The following is a 16,120-nucleotide window of genomic DNA, read 5'->3' as shown; positions in this document are numbered from 1 at the left end:
TTTTCATTTGCTGCTTCCTATTTTTTTGTAAAATCGCTTTTACAATTTTTTTATTTAATTTTTTTTGTTTTTTTGGTAAAAAAAGGTTTGACAAGTTTTTTTGAAACAGTAAAAATAATCAAAGAGCGAGATTTGCCTATGAATACTGAATAAGTTGATAAATTGACAGTATTTATTTTATTAAATTTGAATGAAGAGATTATTAGAATAGGATACCTTTTGTTTTATTCAGAACAGTTGCCTGGAACAAGAGAGATAACAATGGGATGAAATGAATTGATATTCTTGAGAAGGGGATCTACCGGTTAGGGTTGATATTAGTTTATTTGGGCGAAATTGAACGAACATTATTTACATTGCTCATATTTTTCTTTTTAGACTGAGTTGTTGGCTTAAGATTTTTGTTAAAAAGCCGATAAAGTTTATGAGTAATTTATTCATTAAAAGAGGATTTTCAAGGATTCCTTAATTTTTTTGTTTTTAATATTTATTTCAATAAGGGGGGTTTGAGAGCCGGAAAATGAAATAATTTTATCAAAAGATTTACCATTTTATTAGTAGGCATCTTTTAAAAGATATTTCTCTATCTGTTTATAGGATTAAAAATTCAAGGAGGTATAATAATGACTTTGAAAAAGGCAATTGTGCTGGTTCTTAGTGTTATTTGTGTTATGAGTTTCATTTTAGGGGTGTACTCCACCAACCCCAACTCCTACTCCAACTCCTCAACAAAATCCAAATATATCTTCTATCCGTTATGATTCCAACTGTGTTAAAGCCGGTACACAGCTAAGAATTTACGGCCGGAACTTTGGTGATCTTAAGGGCACCACACGGTTACCATGAATGGAATTGTAGCGGCAGTTTCCTATTGGTCTGACGATGAAGTAATTGCAGTAGTTCCAGCATCATCGTTGCCAGCCCGAGAGTTGAGGGTCGCCGTGACAGTTAATGGCGTTCTCAGTGATGAGTACTGGCTTTATGGGATTTGTGCGGCACCAACCCCAACTCCAACCCCAACTCCAATCCCCTTGCTCGGGTAGACGTAGCGAGGAACATTGCCATTACCAAAGCCCATAATGCTGGAGTCAATGTTCCATATAATGTGTTTTGGTTTAAAAGCGGACCTTTCCACCGGAATTGGTTCCAAACATTACCAATATACTTACTATGGTGCTTCCAAATGGATTATTGATATTACCTATCCAGTCATTGAACAACCAGATTTTACCGTAAATATTTTCAGCGAATGGGGATTAACCATGTGGAGTGGAATGGTTTATTATTGGGAAACAGTTCCTCTAATGGAGTAAAGAATTTTCCTGCGCATACAGCTTAACTGCTGTATGCGCTCTTCTTTCTTGAAGCTCTTATTAATTCAGTTTAAGTTTACCTTCCCGATTCCCGATTCGAGGTAAATATTGAGAGTAGGATCGGTTTTACCGAATTGTTGGTTGGTATAAATATTTCCGTTGACATTAAGATTAGAGGCATCGATAGAACCTAAGCCTCTTTTCGTTTCAACTTTAACTCCGATATTCTGTGGAAGAAGGAGAGTTACCTGACCCAATCCGGATATAATTCTTGATTCAAGGTCCCGCGTCCAATTTCCACGTAAATCAATAGTTGCCTCTCCAACTCCAATTTTTACGTTTAAGCGAGAAAGACTGGTATTCCCTTCCAAATCAATATCCATTTCGCCCATTACCAGCTTCAATGTTTAGGGTTTTCAAGTTCCATCGAAGCCAGATCAAGCTGACTTTTTCCTGCCCCAACTTTAAAAAATAGATTCATCGGGAGTTCGTCACTGAGATGTATAAGGGTTTTATATGTTTTATCCTTAAAGCTGAATAATGAAAAATTTATGTTAGTAGGAATTTCTACATTTAGTTCTCCAACAGCGTTTTTCACCTGGTACGAAATCAAAGGTTTCCATTCAGGCGAGGAATACCGGAATTCTCCTTCCATTAATTTTGTTGCTCCCCCAGTAATAGCAATATCGCCAAAAGAAATTTCGATTGTGGTATTCACTACTTGAGCATCCCCAACTTCAATTACGGGATTTTCAATTATCAACTCTTCAGCAGCTACTAATTGAGGGAAAAAAGCATAAGGCAAATAGGGTCAATAAAAAAAAGAACTTTCTTTTCATCGAAAATCACCCTCCATTTCACTTTTATTATGAACTTTTTTCAATAACAATTCAAGAATTCGAGACTTGTCAATAAATGAAAAAGCGAAAAAAAGAGTTGACAAAATTGATCAAGGAAATAAAAATGAGGGGAACAATATTTCTATGATGGCATTTTGGATACATAATAAAATAGAAAGAGGACAGAGAATATTGAAAAAAATGCAGGATTTAGAAAAGAACTTCACGATAGAATTAGGAGTGAAAAGTGACCCTATTCAATATCGGTATTCATTTGATTGGCTTTTTAATTTAATGGCAGAAGAAGGTATTTATAATTTGCAATTAGGAACTTTTACAGAATTTTATTCCCTTCCTGACTCCTATTTTTTTCGATTAAAAGAATCTGCTCAATCAAAGGGTATTCAGATTTCTAGCATATTTACCTCCCATCGTGAATTAGGAGGATTTTTAAATCCAGAGAAGGAATATGCTGAGATTACCATGAAAAATTATCGGAGAATGATAGAAATTGCTGCGATCTTAGAATGCCCAGTAGCCGGTTCTTCAATGGGAAGTGTCTATCGTGATAAGATTGAATATCGTCCTCAAGGAATAAAATCATTTCTTAAATTTATTAAAGATATGATGGTATTTGCTAAAGATCATGGATTATCTTGGCTAACCTTGGAACCAATGTCTTGTTATGCTGAGCCTCCTTGCAACTCAGTTGAACTTAAAAAAATAGCTGATGAATTAGTGCAATTTCATTTGAATCAACCAGAAAAAACAGTTCGCTTTGGATATTGTTCCGATGTTTCGCATGGTTGGGCGAATCAAGAGAAAATTGTAATTGAAAACAATCTTGATTACTTTATTGCCTCCTTTCCCTATTTATACGAGTTTCACTTTAAAAATACCGATTCAATATATAACTCGACTTTTGGTTTCGAATTAGAGAACTTAGAACGTGGAATTATTGATGTAAAAGAAGTGTATTCGATTCTGATGAAGAAACAAAACGAGATTCCTGTAACCAAAGTGATTGGATATTTGGAGCATCCTGGTCCAAAATTCGGCAGGGATTACTCAGATTATTTGCTGGACAGATGGCTGAGAGAATCGTTGAAATATCTAAAAGAACAATGGGCAGAGTGGAGTGCAATATTTTCTTAAAAGATTTCGCAACCCCACCAGGTCACTCTTGCCAAGGCTTCTGCACCAATAATATTGCCTTGATTATCTCGCACTAAAATATCAGGAACCAATAAATCGTCCCGGTCGGGAAGAGCATTGGCAACTATCGGAGAAACAATGAGAAATACTCCATCCTCTTTGTCGGGAAGGTCATAAACTGTTCCAAAGCGGGTAGTCATAATCGGGATTCCATTAATTTCTCCAATTTGGAGTCGTTCTTCTTGACAGCGGGGGACGATTCCTTCGGGTTCAATTGAGCAGTAGACAGTATTATTTTTATAAATGGTTATCGGGTGATGAGTTAAGTTTTTTATCATAGAACTCCTTTTATAATAATTGCATAATTTTTTTTCTACAATTTTAGCAAATAAAATGAAAGAATTTTTTTTTCATTGCAACATTGACTTTCCAGGTTTAGAATCATGCGCATTCAATCTATTTAGAGAGGTCGCTTGAAAATGGATCATAAAAAGTATCTCAAGATGGCTTTCGATATGGGAGCCGAACAGGCAGTATTTTTTCGCATAGAAGACATTGAATTTGACGCAAGGACTATCTTAAAATGTATGTTTGGTTGTGCTGATTGGGGAAACTCCCATACCTGTCCTTCACGTCCTGGGTCGATGCGACCATGGGAGTATCAAAAAGTATTAGAAAAGTACACTTGGGGTATTATCGTTCATTCCACCAACAAACAACTTTCACAGAAAATTTCTTTTTCGATTGAGAGACAAGCTTTTCTTGATGGTTATTACTTTGCTTTCTCGATGAGTGATTGTGCTCTTTGTAAAGAATGCAGTGGATTTAAAGGCATGAAATGTATCAATCCGAAACAAGCCCGTCCATCTTTTCATAGTGTTGGCGTGGACGTCTTTAAAACTGTTAGGAAATTTGGTCTTCCGATTGGAACCTTAAAAAATGAAGATGATCCTCAAAACTGGTATTCAGCAATTTTTATTGAATAGTTAAAGGATGGGCGATAGAATGAATGGTGAGCTTATTACACTCGAGATAATCTTTTTTGTTGGGAATAACTGATATGGGTTGGGAGATTCGAGAGGCTCAAAACCAAGGAGATATAAAAAAATTTGTTACCTTCCCTCTTCGGCTATACCGAAATCACCCCTATTATGTTCCACCTTTAATTTCCGATGAAATGGGTATATTTTCTCCAGCAAAAAATCCCGCCTACGAGAATTGTGAAACGAAATTATTTTTAATTTATCACAATAATTCATGTGTTGGACGTATTGCCGGTATTATCAGTCATATTGCCAACGAAAAGTATCAAGAAAAAAATCTTCGTTTTGGGTGGTTTGATTCTATCAACGAGGAAAAAAGCGCAGAATTATTATTTTCTGCAATAGAATCTTGGGGGAAAGAACGAGGGATGACAACTTGTAGCGGTCCACAAGGATTTACTGATTTGGACCCAACCGGAATGCTGATCGACGGTTTTGAAGAATTAGGAACCATGGCGACTCAATATAATTATCCTTATTATCCTGATTTGGTAGAAAATTGTGGGTATTCAAAACTGATTGATGCTTTGGAGTTTCAAACTAAAGTACCAGATATAAAAGACATTCCCGAGAGTCTCATCAAATCTGCTGAATGGGTTAAAAAGCGTTACAATTATCAGGTTTTAAAATTCAAAAATAAAAAGGAAGCTCTAAAAAGAGGAATGGATTTGATTAATTTAATAGATGAATCGTATGCAGATTTATACGGGACAGTTCCTCTTACTGAAAAACAAAAAAATTATTACCTAAAAAAATATTTACCCTATATTCAAACTGATTTTATTAAGGTCGTTGCTGACGAGGAGGATAATTTAATTGGTTTTCTCATCACCATGCCAAGTCTTTCCCAAGCTCTTCAAAAAGCCCGAGGAAGGCTTTTCCCTTTTGGTTTTTGGTATTTGTTAAAAGCCTTAAAGACTTACCAAGTTCTGGATTTTTATTTAGCCGGAGTGAAAAAAGAATATCGGAACAAAGGAGTCGATATTCTTATGGTTTCTGAAATTACCAAAACTGCCGCTAAGTTCGGATTTTCCTACAGCGAGTCTAACCCTGAGCTTGAAACTAACAAAAAAATCCAAAATGAATGGAAGCTATTTAAACCAAGACAGCATAAACGAAGGAGAATATATTTTAAGAATATTTAATTGTAGAGACAAAAAGCGTGTAAATTTAAACCCTTGTTCGATTCTTGATGTATTCCCTGAGGGCTACCGCATTATTGAGGACTTGGTTTTTTGCTGAATAAAGAAGCGTTACCGTCTCTGATTCCGATCTTTTTTGGATAATGTCAACCAGGTCATTTTTAGTTGCCAATTCCTCATAGTATTTTTGTTTAAATTCATTCCAATTTTCCGGTTGATGATTATACCATTTTCTGAGGTTATCGCTGGGTGCAATGTCCCGCAACCAAAGGTCAATACGGGCTTTTTCTTTAGTCATTCCTCTTGGCCAAAGTCGGTCTACTAAAATACGAAAACCATCCTTTAATTCGGCTGGCTCGTAGATTCTTTTTATAAGAATCATTTTTGATTTCCTCCGGGAATGATCTATTAATTAAGAATATAGTATATTTATTATTTATTTTGAACAAGAAGATTTTTCAAACCCTCAGACGTTGTTCATTTAGAAAGAGAAGCGTTGTGATGAAAAAAAATAGAAAATTGAGAAATAGTGGAATAAAAAATTGGAATAGCAGTTAAATATTGAGAATATATTTTAGTTTATAGTTTCTTAAATCAAGGATCGGGTAAGGGGACTTATTTATTATGAGAAAATATTTAATTATAGTGGGGTTGGCAATTATTTTATTGGTAGGATACTTTTACCAACAAAACCGTCCTATTCCAGTCAAGGGATATTTAGTAACCAAAAAAGACATTACCGAAACCATTGTTGCAACCGGAAGAATAGACTTGGGAAATCGGATCAATATGGCTTTTCAAGTTGGCGGTATTGTTGACCAATTGTTTGTTCAAGAGGGGCAACAGGTAAAGGCCGGAGACCCTCTTATTGAATTAGAGGATTCAGCAGAAAAAAATCGTTTAGAATTGGCAAAAGTGAATTATGACCTTGCTTTGGCTTTTATGAAGTCGAAAGAAAACGAAGTCCTTGCTGAAGCCCGAGAGATATACAATCAAGCAAAAATTAATTCTCAAACGCTTTATGATCGTTATTTAAAACTCTATTCATTAGTTTCGATCGGAGGGTCTTCGCAAAACGAAGTAAATAACGCTCGGAGTGAATGGGAGGTTGCTCTTTCAAAAGAAGCTTCGGCAAAAACTCAGTTAGAAAGCTTGTCGTCGGGAGGAGCAGTAAGCGATGATGCCAAAGCTCGAGTAGAGCAAGCCCGGCTTCAAATACGAGAAGCAGAAATTGCTCTTGAGCAAAAAATTCTTCTTTCACCTATAGAAGCTCTTGTCTATTCTATAAGCAAAAACAAAGGCGAATATATAAATCCAGGCGAAACTGCTATTTCGATTGGTTCAGCCATGGGATTCGTGGTTGCCGATATTGATGAAAAAGAACACGAAAAGATTAAGATGGATTTAGATGTATTTTTATCCAGTCAAGCCGAACCCAATCGAGTCTATAAAGGGAAAATTGATCGAATATCACCCAGCGTTAACCCCCAAAAAGGAACCATTGAAATTCGAGTCCGTTTAGACGATGAGAATGTAAGTTTAAAACCGGATGCTGCCATGACAGTTGAAATTGTTATAAATGAAACCAAAGGAGTTCCAGCCATTCCTCGTTCTTTTTTAGTGGAAAAGGAAGATGGGCATTATGTTTGGACTGATCAAGAGGGCAAAGCGACATTACTGAAAGCGATCAATAAACCATTGCTTATCGGGAATTATGCCATCATCGATAATCTTCCTGAGGAGGCCGTTCTTATAGAACCAGGAAATTTTCGTGAAGGAAAAAATATTCAAGTTGAAATGCTCACCAGCGATTAATTCATGCGACATTTTGACTATTTAAATTTAATTCAAATTCAGGTTGAGGTGTCATATCGGTGTTAAGCTTTGAATCGATGATTGCTTGGCGTTTCCTCAAAGAATCTCGCTCTCAAACAATTCTAATTTTACTGGGAATTATTATCGGTGTATCAGTGCAGATATTTCTTTCTTCATTGATTTCTGGCTTACAACAGAATTTAATTGAACAGACCGTAGGAGATTCGCCGCATATTATGTTAAGAGCCCAAGAAAATAGTCCGCAATCGATTCTCCAAAAAGGGAATCAGTCTTTGGTTATTCCAGTTATTGCAGCCGCAAAAAAGGATGCTTACATTCTTTCTTATCAGCCAATATTAAAAAAATTGGATACGTACTCGGATTTAAAGGTTGTTTCTCCTCTGGTTGATGGATCGGGATTTATCGCCAAAGCTGAAGTTAGTCGTCCGATAGTGGTTAAGGGAGTATTTCTTGAGCGTGCTGATAGTATATATAAATTATTCAGCGGATTAATACCGGAAAGGCGGTTTTAGGAGGAACCGGAGTATTGATTGGAAGAAGTTTGGCCGAAGATTTAAAAATTGAAACCGGCAGCATCATTGAAATCCGAACTTCTGAAGGGAACTCAGGAACTTTTGCGGTAAATGGAATTTTTGATTTTGAAAATAATGCCATTAATAGTTCTTGGATTTTTATGGATATTTATCGATCCCAAGCATTGTTTGAACTCAATGGGGCGATATCCAGGATTGAAATGCAAATTGAACAAGTTTTCCAGTCCGAAATTATTTCTCAAAAAATCAAAAATGATTTTCCTGATTTTCTCATCGAAACCTGGCAGACCAATAATCGCCAGCTCTTAAGTGCTCTGCAAAGTCAAAGTGCCTCTTCCTATATGATTCAATTTTTTGTTTTATTGGCTGTAACTTTAGGTATTGCCAGTGTTTTAGCCATAGCGGCAGTTCAGAAATCACGAGAAATTAGAATTCTAAAAGCTATGGGGACTCGGACCAGTAGCGCCAGTCGTATCTTCCTTATTCAGGGAGCGGTTTTAGGGTTGACTGGCTCGATATTGGGAAGCTTGGTCGGAGTTGGTTTAATCAAGTTGTTTCAAATAGCTTCGCAATCAGGAGGAGCCCTTTCTTTTAGTATTCGGGTTGAGTTTCAAACGACATTAACCTTAATTATTATTTCGACCATTGCTAGCATAGGAGCAGCTCTTTTTCCAGCTCGAAAAGCCGCTTCCCTGGTTCCAATCGAGGTAATTCGGAATGGATAAGATATTGGTGAGCCTTGATTCGGTCAATAAAGTTTATGGCGATGAGGTGAAAACCCAGGTTCTTTTTGATGTTTCTCTTGAAATACCCCAAGGCCAGTTTTTGGCACTTATTGGTCCATCTGGTTCGGGTAAAAGTACTTTGTTAAACATTCTCGGTGCGCTTGATCGTCCTTCGAGCGGTACCATCCTCATCAACCAACAGAATTTAGGTCAACTCAGCGAGAATCAGTTGGCTGATTTCAGAAATAAATTTTTGGGTTTTGTTTTCCAATTTCATTATCTTCTTCCCGAATTTACCACGATTGAAAATGTTTTGTTACCTTATTGGATTGGGAAGGGGAAACCGAATCGCCAAATGTTTAATGAGGCTCAAAGATTGATTGAAAGAGTGGGGTTAGCTAACCAAATTAATAAACGGATTAACCTTCTTTCTGGTGGTCAGCAGCAACGGGTCGCTATTGCCCGGGCACTTCTGAACCGACCACAGCTTATTCTAGCCGATGAACCAACTGGTGCTTTAGACACCAAAGCGGGAGACCAGGTATTAGACCTTATGCAGGAAATCAATGGTGAAAATAACACTACATTTATCGTGGTAACTCATGATCGAAACGTTGCTTTACGAGCAGAAAGAATCATCGAACTCATCGATGGTCGGATTTGTAAAGATTTCTTTCCGCAAGAAGTAGGGAAAGAAAAATCAATTGAGATCTTAGAATCCCATGCTTGTGTGTGGGACGAACCATCTTAAAAATTAACGTCGGTGAATACTTTAACTTTTTTATTAGGGCATGGAAGTCATCATATTCCCCATGGTGGTGCTAAATCGAGCGAATAGGGCAAATATATAGGTGAATAAAAGAATCATAATAATTGGAGCAACCATAGAAAGGTAATTTCGTTTTCCTGGCCGAAAAGTTCTGAGCAGCAAAGAATTGGTTACAACTGAAATTGAACTTAAAGCCATGGCTAAACCAGCTAATTCGGGATTTAATAACAGTCCAAAAGAGGCAAAAACTCGGGCAGCTATGGGTATTCCAATCAGGTTATAGAAAAGTGCGAAAAAGAGATTCTGCTTAATTTTCCCCATAGTTTCTTCTGACAGCTCCAAAGCAGTAACCACATCGTTGAGGTCATTTTTGACCAATATGATATCTCCGGTTTCCATGGCTACATCAGTACCCGAACCCATTGCGATTCCAAGATCAGCTTGGGCGAGAGCAGGAGCATCGTTGATTCCATCGCCAACCATAGCAACTTTTTTTCCGGTTTTTTGCAGTTTTACTATTTCCTGGGATTTATCTTCGGGGAGGACTTCAGCAAGAATATTTGAGATTCCAACTTCTTGGGCGATTGCCTGAGCAGTATTATAGTTATCACCGGTAATCATTACCAAATTTAAACCGCGTTTTTTTTAATTTTTCAATGGCTTTTTTTGAAGTTTCTTTGGCAATATCGGCGACCGATACCGCGCCTAAAACTGACTTTTCATCAGCTAAAATCATCACAGTTTTCCCCTGGATTTCTAATTGTGAAATTCTATTTTCTATCGATTGGGAGAGGAGAAGTTGTTGGTCGGCAATTAATCTTCGATTACCAATAAAATAATTGGTTCCATCGATGTTGCCTTTTACCCCCCGTCCGGGAAGAGCTTCAAATTGATCAACCTCTCTGGGAGAAATCTTATGGCTTTGAGCATGTTGGAAAATTGATTGCGCTAAAGGGTGTTCGGATAATTTTTCCAAACTTCCGGCTAATTCAATTATTTCTTGGGGGGAAAAAGCACTGAAAGACTCGACATCGGTAACAGCTGGCTTTCCCTGAGTGATCGTTCCAGTTTTATCGAAAACGATAGTATTGGTTAATTTTGCCGCTTCTAATGGTTCGCCCCCTTTTACTAGAATTCCATATTCAGCCCCCTTGCCGGTTCCAACCATGATGGCGGTCGGTGTAGCCAGCCCTAAAGCACAGGGACAGGCAATGACAATAACCGAGGTCATAGCCATGAGCGAATAGGTCAATGAACTACCTAAGATAAAATACCAGATAACGAAAGTACCAGCGGCTATGGCAAAGACGACCGGAACGAACCAAGCGGCTACCCGATCGGCAAAAGCTTGAATAGGAGCTTTCGATCCTTGGGCATCCTCGATGAGTTGTACGATCTGAGCCAGCATGGTATCCGAACCAACTCGAGTAGCAACAAATTCAAAACCCCCTAAGGTGTTGAGGGTAGCCCCAATAACCATATCTCCTGGACTTTTGTCAACCGGAATACTTTCTCCAGTGACCATTGATTCATCAATCGCTGAATGACCCGATAGGATTTCACCGTCAACTGGTATTTTTTCCCCGGGTCTTACTACCAAAATATCTCCTTTTTTTACTTCTTCAACCGGTATATCGATTATGGAACCATTTTGTTTAACCCGTGCTGTTTTGGCTTGAAGTTCGAGGAGTTTTTGAATGGCTTCAGAAGTTCTCCCTTTAGCCCGAGCTTCCAAATATTTTCCCAGCAATACAAAGGTAATCAGAAATGCTGAAGTTTCGAAATAGAGTTCGGGTATTTTTTGGCCAAATAATCCTAAGATACTGCTGGTTTCATAGATATACCTTAGATAGTGGAAAAGACTGTATCCGAAAGCAACCGAGGTTCCAATTGCGACTAAACTATCCATGTTGAAGGTTTTCATTCGTAAACTTGACCACATTCCGTGGTAAAATCGGAAACCAATAATAAATTGAACTGGTATGGCAAGGATTAAGGAGATGATCCCAAAGTAGGGTGGCAGAGTTATAGCCCCCGGCAGCCATTTAAAAAAATCAAGAAACATGAAATACATCATTGGTGAACTAAGAAAAAGGCTGATCAGGAAAATTCGCCATTGTGCCATGACTTCTTTGCGTTTGCGTTGGTTTTCCTTTTCTCGATCCTCGGGAGTAATAACTCGGGCATCATAGCCGGCTTTTTTTACAACTTCAATAAACTCGGTGGGATTGGTTACCGAATGGTCAAAAAGAACCGTGGCTTTTTCTGCAGCGAAGTTGACGGTTGCCCGAATAACCCCGTTTTTTTTGTTTAATGATCGTTCAATAAGCGCTGCACAGGAAGCGCAGTGCATTCCGGAAAGGGAAAGAGTGACTCGTTGTTTATCGAGTTTTGTCGAACTATTTATTTGATTTTTTGTAGAGGGTTCGATTGAAAGTGGAACAGGACATTCTCCAGTTGAGCAACCATTACTGGATTGATTATTGCTTCTGTTTTTTTCGTCAAAAATTTTTGCAGTATAACCGGCCTCTTCGATGGTCTGGAGAATAGTGGAAGTGTCAACACTGGAAAGGTCAACCTCCAGTGTTGCCCGGTTTTTATCCTTGTTGACATCAATGTTAGTAACACCCGGCAATTCTTCCAAAGCCTGAGTGACAATTTTTTCACAACTGGGACAAGTCATGCCTTGTATTTGTATGTAAATTTTTTTGTTCATCAATAATCATCCTCTATACATTACTAATATAATAATATTAATATAATTATTGTTATGAGTCAACCAATTTCATAAAAAATAATCCTAAAGTTTATTTTTAAAATACAGAAACGAGGGAAAAAAGATCTCGTCTTGCAGCTTGGTATTTTGGTCTGGATTTTTAAAATGTTGTATTATAAGGATAAAATATAATGAATAGGTTTCATATTTAAAAGGAAAAGCATCGAAACGTTTTTGTTTTATTAAAATATATTATAAAAAGAAGGTGTGATCTAGTTTTAATTAGATATGAGTGTGATTGAACCTAGTGGAGGTGAAGAATGAAAAGATATATTTTGATTATGGGGGTTCTTTTTCTCTTTTTTCTCGCTTTTACTTCGCTATCTCATGCACTCCTTTCCCAATCCATAAACCCGGATGAGTCTTGGCTCACCATTTATCAGGACATAGATCGGGCTTGGGTAGCGGAGAAAGTTACCCTGTCACTCCATCAGGGTGAGAATCGCTTCTTCTTAACCGGAGACAATCTTCTTCAAGAAAGGTTTTACTTTCATCCCTTTGATTCATCTACTTCATTAAAAACCATTAGTACCACCCCTGCAAACCGGTACCAAATTGAAATTGCAGCTCAACAGGCTGGTTCTTACTCATTTCTTCTTTCCTTTTTTATGAGCGGATTTAACTGGAAGGAACGCTATATGGCAATTTGGGATGAAAAAAGTGCCGATTTATATCTTTATCCATCTGTGTTTCTTTCCAATCGGAAAAACATCAATTGGAAGAATGTCCATGTCAGCTGGTTGTTGGGGCAACCAGCATTTCTATTCAGTGGAGATAAAGGTGGATTCCCAGAGGATGAAGCTCTTGGCGCTGCAGAAGGAATCCAGCCTCAAGTAATGATGACGCGGGAGAAATCAGTGACGATGGAAAGGGTTTCAGAATATCAAGTATTTCATTTGCCCTATACTATTGATTTACCGGCCCAAAGCGTTCTGCAGGTTTTTCCGGAGTTGAGAAAATTTCCAGTTAAGGAAATCATACGAATCGATAAAGGAAATCTAAAAAGAGTTTTAAAAATGAAGAGCGAAGGAGATCCTTTACCTGAAGGATGGGTGACCATATTTGGAGATAATCAATCGGTTTTAGGGACCTTTCAGTTCCCGTGGGTAAGAACTCAAGAAGAGTTTGAAATCGCAATTGGAACTATTAAAACTTTTCAAGCGGAACGGAAAGAAAAAAGTTATAAACGTTTAAAAGTGGACTGGAATGAAGATAGAAATATTGCCAGTTTTTGGTCGGAGATTATTATTGAATTCGACCTGGTAAACCACAGTAATACGGCAAAACCAGTGGAGATTATTGAACCATTACCAGTAGGGGCTAAGCTCAACGACAATCAAGGGTGGCGCTGGGAAGACGGAAGTGCTCACTTGGAAATAATCGTCGAACCGGAACAAGAACAAAAAATTATCCTGAGATACGAGTATAGGGAGGTGTGGTCATGAAAAAACTTTGGATGATATTGATCACCATCCTTTTGTTAAGTAGTATCGCAATTGCCCAGGACTTAATATTAGAGAAAAATCCCGAAGAAATAATTGTCTTTGCCGGGGATTCAATGTTTTATCAAAGAGAAACCTGGATGGTTGAGCTTCAAGCAGGAGAAAATATTTATTCCTGGGGGAAGCCGCTTTCTTTAAATGATGAAGATGTATTTATTCAAGTTGAGGGAGGGATTATACGAAGTACCATAAATGACTCATCGAACCAAAGTACCATTGTTTCAATTTATGCTGATCAACCAACTACCGGGAAGATACATTTAACTTTCCCCCTAGCATATTTAAGTTTGAACTACTTATACCAATTTTTTTGGGAACCTGATGCAGTTGCTCCAGTGGGAAGGTTGTTGGTTGATATTACCAACCAAAACCAGGATGCGTTTCGCAATACCGTTTTTGTCATTGCCAATAAGCGGTTTGTTCTCAATCTGGAGCCTTTTGAAACCAAGCGACTTATTGTTGAGGAATTTCCAACCATCAATGCAGAAAAAATATCTCGTTATAATCCAAGCTTTTTTCACGACACCAATATCCATTTCTTTTGGGACCTTCTCATTCCAGATGTTATTCTGTTTCCTGGTAAAGCTGAATATTTTGAAAAATCCTCATCTGGAGTGGTGTTTTTAGGAGAGAATTATTTATCAGGAGAAACATCCCAATTGCGAGCTGAAGTAGGAGAGAGTACTGATATAGTCGTTGAAGAAAAAATTGAAAAACAAGAAAAAATAAACCAAATTTATAACAAGGAAGGGAAGGAAGTGCTCTTTGATACTCGAGAGAAAAAAACCTACCGGGTAGCCAACCGGGGAGCAGAAAAAAAGAAGATTGAAGTATTCGTTCCTCTTCAACCGAGTTATGAATTGATCTCTAATTCTGTGCCTTTAAATCGAATTGAAATAAATCAGATTTCCTTTATCCTGGATTTAGATTCCCAGCAGGAAATTAATGTGAATCTTGAGGTATCAGGAAAAAATTTAACTTCCGGGTTCGTGTTTCGGTAGATGGAGAGCTATTTAACGGCTTGAAAGGTATCGTTGATGAGGATGAAAATAACTCTTCTAATAGGCATTAGGAGAGCACAGCATTTTACTAACCTGATACCTATTAGCAGGAATGAAAAAATCAAGATTCTACAAAAACTTAAAAATTGAAGAGGAGAAATTTGCTGCGCCTGATCTTCGTGTAATGTAGCGACATGCCATGGCATGTCGAATCTTGGGTTTTTATCCTTATCTGGGGTCACCAAAGGGGCATGAGGGTATATCCAGTAATTATAGGATCAAACAAAAATGAGTAGGGCCTATCCCCTATAAATCTCCCTCAATGAGGAAATAAAAAAAAGAAAGGATGTTGATGATGAGATTTAAATCAAAGGGAATTCTTTTAATAAGTCTTATTTTCATTTTTCTCGCTATTCAAGTTGGCTTTGCCCAACAGCTTGAGCCACCTCCTGCTGAACCATCCCATTGGACGGGGTTAATTGGGACTTATTCTTTATCTCCTCAAGATGGAAATACCTTTTATTTAAGAGAAAACCAAGGAAGATTGGAAATCTTATTTCCACTCGTTGAAACTCAACGAAAAACTGAGAGTCTGGTTTTTCAAGAAAAAACCTACGAAATCGTTCCTTTAAAAGAAATTGAATCCGATATCTTTCAATTGCCACCGGTGAATGAATTGGGAGTGAGAAAGTTTCGCATTATTCGCGATCAGGATGGCTTTGCAATCACTATCAATGCTGGAAAAAAAGAGTATCAAAGACAATTTTACGGTCCAGAGAAGGGAAAAGTTTTTAAAATTCAATCAGTGAAATCACTGGAAGAACTGAGATCCGAGGCGTTAAAGACCAATCCTCCAATCGAAAAAGGTGAGTTTTTAAAAGTGGATTTGGTCGAATTAATCAAGCTTGATAAAAACCTAAAACTTGATATCCGCTATGCAACCGAGAACAATTTTATGGGAATCCCTTTGTATTCTCAACCCCGAGCCTTTTTACAACGGCCAGTTGCTGAAGCTTTGGTGAAAGCCCATAAAAAGCTTCGAGCAATTGGTTATGGTTTAATAGTTTTTGATGCCTATCGTCCCTGGTATGTAACCAAGATGTTTTGGGACGCAACTCCAATATCATTGAGAAATTTCGTTGCTGATCCGAAAGCCGGATCCCGTCACAATCGAGGAGGTGCAGTTGATGTTGGCTTATATGATATTGAAAGCAAGGAGCCGATCTTCTTTGGTGGTGATTTTGATGAATTTTCAGAACGATCTTTTGTCACCTATCCAGGGGGAACCAGTCGACAGAGATGGTTTCGGGAAATCCTTCGGCAAGCCTTAGAAGCAGAAGGATTTGAAGTGTATGAGGATGAATGGTGGCATTTTGATTATAAAGACAGTAACAAGTATCCAATAATAAATATTTTATTTGAAGATATTCGTTAACCAGGGGGTCAAGATATTTACCTCATTGAATCAATTAAAATGACAAATACG

18 protein-coding genes are annotated in these 16,120 nt (G+C 37.7%); 12 read left to right on the top strand and 6 right to left on the bottom strand.

Going from position 1 to position 16,120, the window contains the following annotated elements:
* Positions 1-842: 842 nt before the first annotated feature.
* Positions 843-1,043, top strand: coding sequence for a hypothetical protein (locus RT761_RS14055; protein ID WP_218112049.1), 201 nt, complete (start codon positions 843-845; stop codon positions 1,041-1,043).
* 15 nt (positions 1,044-1,058) lie between these two features.
* Positions 1,059-1,313: a hypothetical protein gene (locus RT761_RS14050; protein ID WP_218112048.1), complete on the top strand. Its 255-nt coding sequence runs from the start codon at positions 1,059-1,061 to the stop codon at positions 1,311-1,313.
* 65 nt (positions 1,314-1,378) lie between these two features.
* Here RT761_RS14050 and RT761_RS14045 read toward each other — a convergent pair whose 3' ends face one another.
* A complete protein-coding gene (locus tag RT761_RS14045; RefSeq protein WP_218112047.1) occupies positions 1,379-1,705 on the bottom strand; it encodes a LiaF domain-containing protein in 327 nt (108 codons plus the stop codon).
* An 8-nt stretch (positions 1,706-1,713) separates the two neighbouring features.
* A complete protein-coding gene (locus RT761_RS14040) occupies positions 1,714-2,076 on the bottom strand; it encodes a toast rack family protein (RefSeq protein WP_218112046.1) in 363 nt (120 codons plus the stop codon).
* 277 nt (positions 2,077-2,353) lie between these two features.
* On the opposite strand from RT761_RS14040, the gene RT761_RS14035 reads away from it, so the two are divergent.
* Complete coding sequence (locus tag RT761_RS14035; RefSeq protein ID WP_246465377.1) at positions 2,354-3,307, top strand: TIM barrel protein; 954 nt, start codon at positions 2,354-2,356, stop codon at positions 3,305-3,307.
* Here the strand turns inward: RT761_RS14035 and RT761_RS14030 are convergent.
* The gene (locus tag RT761_RS14030; protein ID WP_218112044.1) at positions 3,304-3,645 is read right to left on the bottom strand and encodes a hypothetical protein; all 342 of its coding nucleotides are present in this window, start codon (positions 3,643-3,645) and stop codon (positions 3,304-3,306) included. The genes RT761_RS14035 and RT761_RS14030 overlap by 4 nt on opposite strands.
* Before the next feature lie 141 nt (positions 3,646-3,786).
* Here RT761_RS14030 and RT761_RS14025 point away from each other — a divergent pair, with 141 nt between their 5' ends.
* Positions 3,787-4,293, top strand: a complete 507-nt coding sequence (locus RT761_RS14025) for a DUF2284 domain-containing protein (protein WP_218112043.1) — start codon at positions 3,787-3,789, stop codon at positions 4,291-4,293.
* 56 nt (positions 4,294-4,349) lie between these two features.
* Positions 4,350-5,495: an N-acetyltransferase gene (locus RT761_RS14020; RefSeq protein WP_218112042.1), complete on the top strand. Its 1,146-nt coding sequence runs from the start codon at positions 4,350-4,352 to the stop codon at positions 5,493-5,495.
* Positions 5,496-5,520: 25 nt separating this feature from the next.
* Here the strand turns inward: RT761_RS14020 and RT761_RS14015 are convergent, their stop codons facing one another.
* A complete protein-coding gene (locus RT761_RS14015; RefSeq protein ID WP_218112041.1) occupies positions 5,521-5,874 on the bottom strand; it encodes a DUF488 domain-containing protein in 354 nt (117 codons plus the stop codon).
* A 242-nt stretch (positions 5,875-6,116) separates the two neighbouring features.
* Between RT761_RS14015 and RT761_RS14010 the strand changes: the two genes are divergently transcribed.
* From RT761_RS14010 to RT761_RS13995, 4 genes are read left to right on the top strand one after another with little or no spacing between them, the layout of a single operon-like run.
* The gene (locus RT761_RS14010) at positions 6,117-7,307 is read left to right on the top strand and encodes an efflux RND transporter periplasmic adaptor subunit (protein WP_218112040.1); all 1,191 of its coding nucleotides are present in this window, start codon (positions 6,117-6,119) and stop codon (positions 7,305-7,307) included.
* A 59-nt stretch (positions 7,308-7,366) separates the two neighbouring features.
* Positions 7,367-7,840 carry a hypothetical protein gene (locus RT761_RS14005; RefSeq protein WP_218112039.1) on the top strand — a complete coding sequence of 158 codons (474 nt, stop codon included), beginning with the start codon at positions 7,367-7,369 and terminating at the stop codon, positions 7,838-7,840.
* Between the two features lie 14 nt (positions 7,841-7,854).
* A complete protein-coding gene (locus RT761_RS14000; RefSeq protein ID WP_218112038.1) occupies positions 7,855-8,586 on the top strand; it encodes an ABC transporter permease in 732 nt (243 codons plus the stop codon).
* A complete protein-coding gene (locus RT761_RS13995; protein ID WP_218112037.1) occupies positions 8,579-9,337 on the top strand; it encodes an ABC transporter ATP-binding protein in 759 nt (252 codons plus the stop codon). The genes RT761_RS14000 and RT761_RS13995 overlap by 8 nt, the downstream gene beginning before the upstream one ends.
* A 33-nt stretch (positions 9,338-9,370) precedes the next feature.
* On the opposite strand, the gene RT761_RS14240 is transcribed toward RT761_RS13995, so the two are convergent.
* Positions 9,371-9,976: an HAD-IC family P-type ATPase gene (locus RT761_RS14240; RefSeq protein WP_281388008.1), complete on the bottom strand. Its 606-nt coding sequence runs from the start codon at positions 9,974-9,976 to the stop codon at positions 9,371-9,373.
* A complete protein-coding gene (locus tag RT761_RS13990; protein WP_281388007.1) occupies positions 9,963-12,071 on the bottom strand; it encodes a heavy metal translocating P-type ATPase in 2,109 nt (702 codons plus the stop codon). The genes RT761_RS14240 and RT761_RS13990 overlap by 14 nt, the downstream gene beginning before the upstream one ends.
* Positions 12,072-12,391: 320 nt before the next feature.
* On the opposite strand from RT761_RS13990, the gene RT761_RS13980 reads away from it, so the two are divergent.
* From RT761_RS13980 to RT761_RS13970, 3 genes are all read left to right on the top strand, one after another.
* Positions 12,392-13,576, top strand: a complete 1,185-nt coding sequence (locus RT761_RS13980; RefSeq protein WP_218112036.1) for a DUF4139 domain-containing protein — start codon at positions 12,392-12,394, stop codon at positions 13,574-13,576.
* Positions 13,573-14,634, top strand: a complete 1,062-nt coding sequence (locus RT761_RS13975; protein WP_218112035.1) for a hypothetical protein — start codon at positions 13,573-13,575, stop codon at positions 14,632-14,634. The genes RT761_RS13980 and RT761_RS13975 overlap by 4 nt, the downstream gene beginning before the upstream one ends.
* A gap of 352 nt (positions 14,635-14,986) precedes the next feature.
* On the top strand, positions 14,987-16,069 hold the full coding sequence (locus tag RT761_RS13970) for a M15 family metallopeptidase (RefSeq protein WP_218112034.1): 1,083 nt from the start codon (positions 14,987-14,989) through the stop codon (positions 16,067-16,069).
* Positions 16,070-16,120 lie beyond the last annotated feature (51 nt).

The sequence above is a fragment of the Atribacter laminatus genome (assembly GCF_015775515.1).
Lineage (GTDB): Bacteria > Atribacterota > Atribacteria > Atribacterales > Atribacteraceae > Atribacter > Atribacter laminatus.
The sequence above is the reverse complement of the archived record's forward strand: the minus strand, read 5'-3'. Positions and strand labels throughout refer to the sequence as shown.

Bases quoted from the DNA above. Each gene is read 5' to 3' on its own strand.
- RT761_RS14055 (WP_218112049.1), top strand. From the start codon at position 843: ATGAATGGAATTGTAGCGGCAGTTTCCTATTGGTCTGACGATGAAGTA.
- RT761_RS14045 (WP_218112047.1), bottom strand. From the start codon at position 1,705: ATGGGCGAAATGGATATTGATTTGGAAGGGAATACCAGTCTTTCTCGC.
- RT761_RS14035 (WP_246465377.1), top strand. From the start codon at position 2,354: ATGCAGGATTTAGAAAAGAACTTCACGATAGAATTAGGAGTGAAAAGT.
- RT761_RS14030 (WP_218112044.1), bottom strand. From the start codon at position 3,645: ATGATAAAAAACTTAACTCATCACCCGATAACCATTTATAAAAATAAT.
- RT761_RS14025 (WP_218112043.1), top strand. From the start codon at position 3,787: ATGGATCATAAAAAGTATCTCAAGATGGCTTTCGATATGGGAGCCGAA.
- RT761_RS14015 (WP_218112041.1), bottom strand. From the start codon at position 5,874: ATGATTCTTATAAAAAGAATCTACGAGCCAGCCGAATTAAAGGATGGT.
- RT761_RS14010 (WP_218112040.1), top strand. From the start codon at position 6,117: ATGAGAAAATATTTAATTATAGTGGGGTTGGCAATTATTTTATTGGTA.
- RT761_RS13995 (WP_218112037.1), top strand. From the start codon at position 8,579: ATGGATAAGATATTGGTGAGCCTTGATTCGGTCAATAAAGTTTATGGC.
- RT761_RS14240 (WP_281388008.1), bottom strand. From the start codon at position 9,976: ATGATTACCGGTGATAACTATAATACTGCTCAGGCAATCGCCCAAGAA.
- RT761_RS13990 (WP_281388007.1), bottom strand. From the start codon at position 12,071: ATGAACAAAAAAATTTACATACAAATACAAGGCATGACTTGTCCCAGT.
- RT761_RS13980 (WP_218112036.1), top strand. From the start codon at position 12,392: ATGAAAAGATATATTTTGATTATGGGGGTTCTTTTTCTCTTTTTTCTC.
- RT761_RS13975 (WP_218112035.1), top strand. From the start codon at position 13,573: ATGAAAAAACTTTGGATGATATTGATCACCATCCTTTTGTTAAGTAGT.
- RT761_RS13970 (WP_218112034.1), top strand. From the start codon at position 14,987: ATGATGAGATTTAAATCAAAGGGAATTCTTTTAATAAGTCTTATTTTC.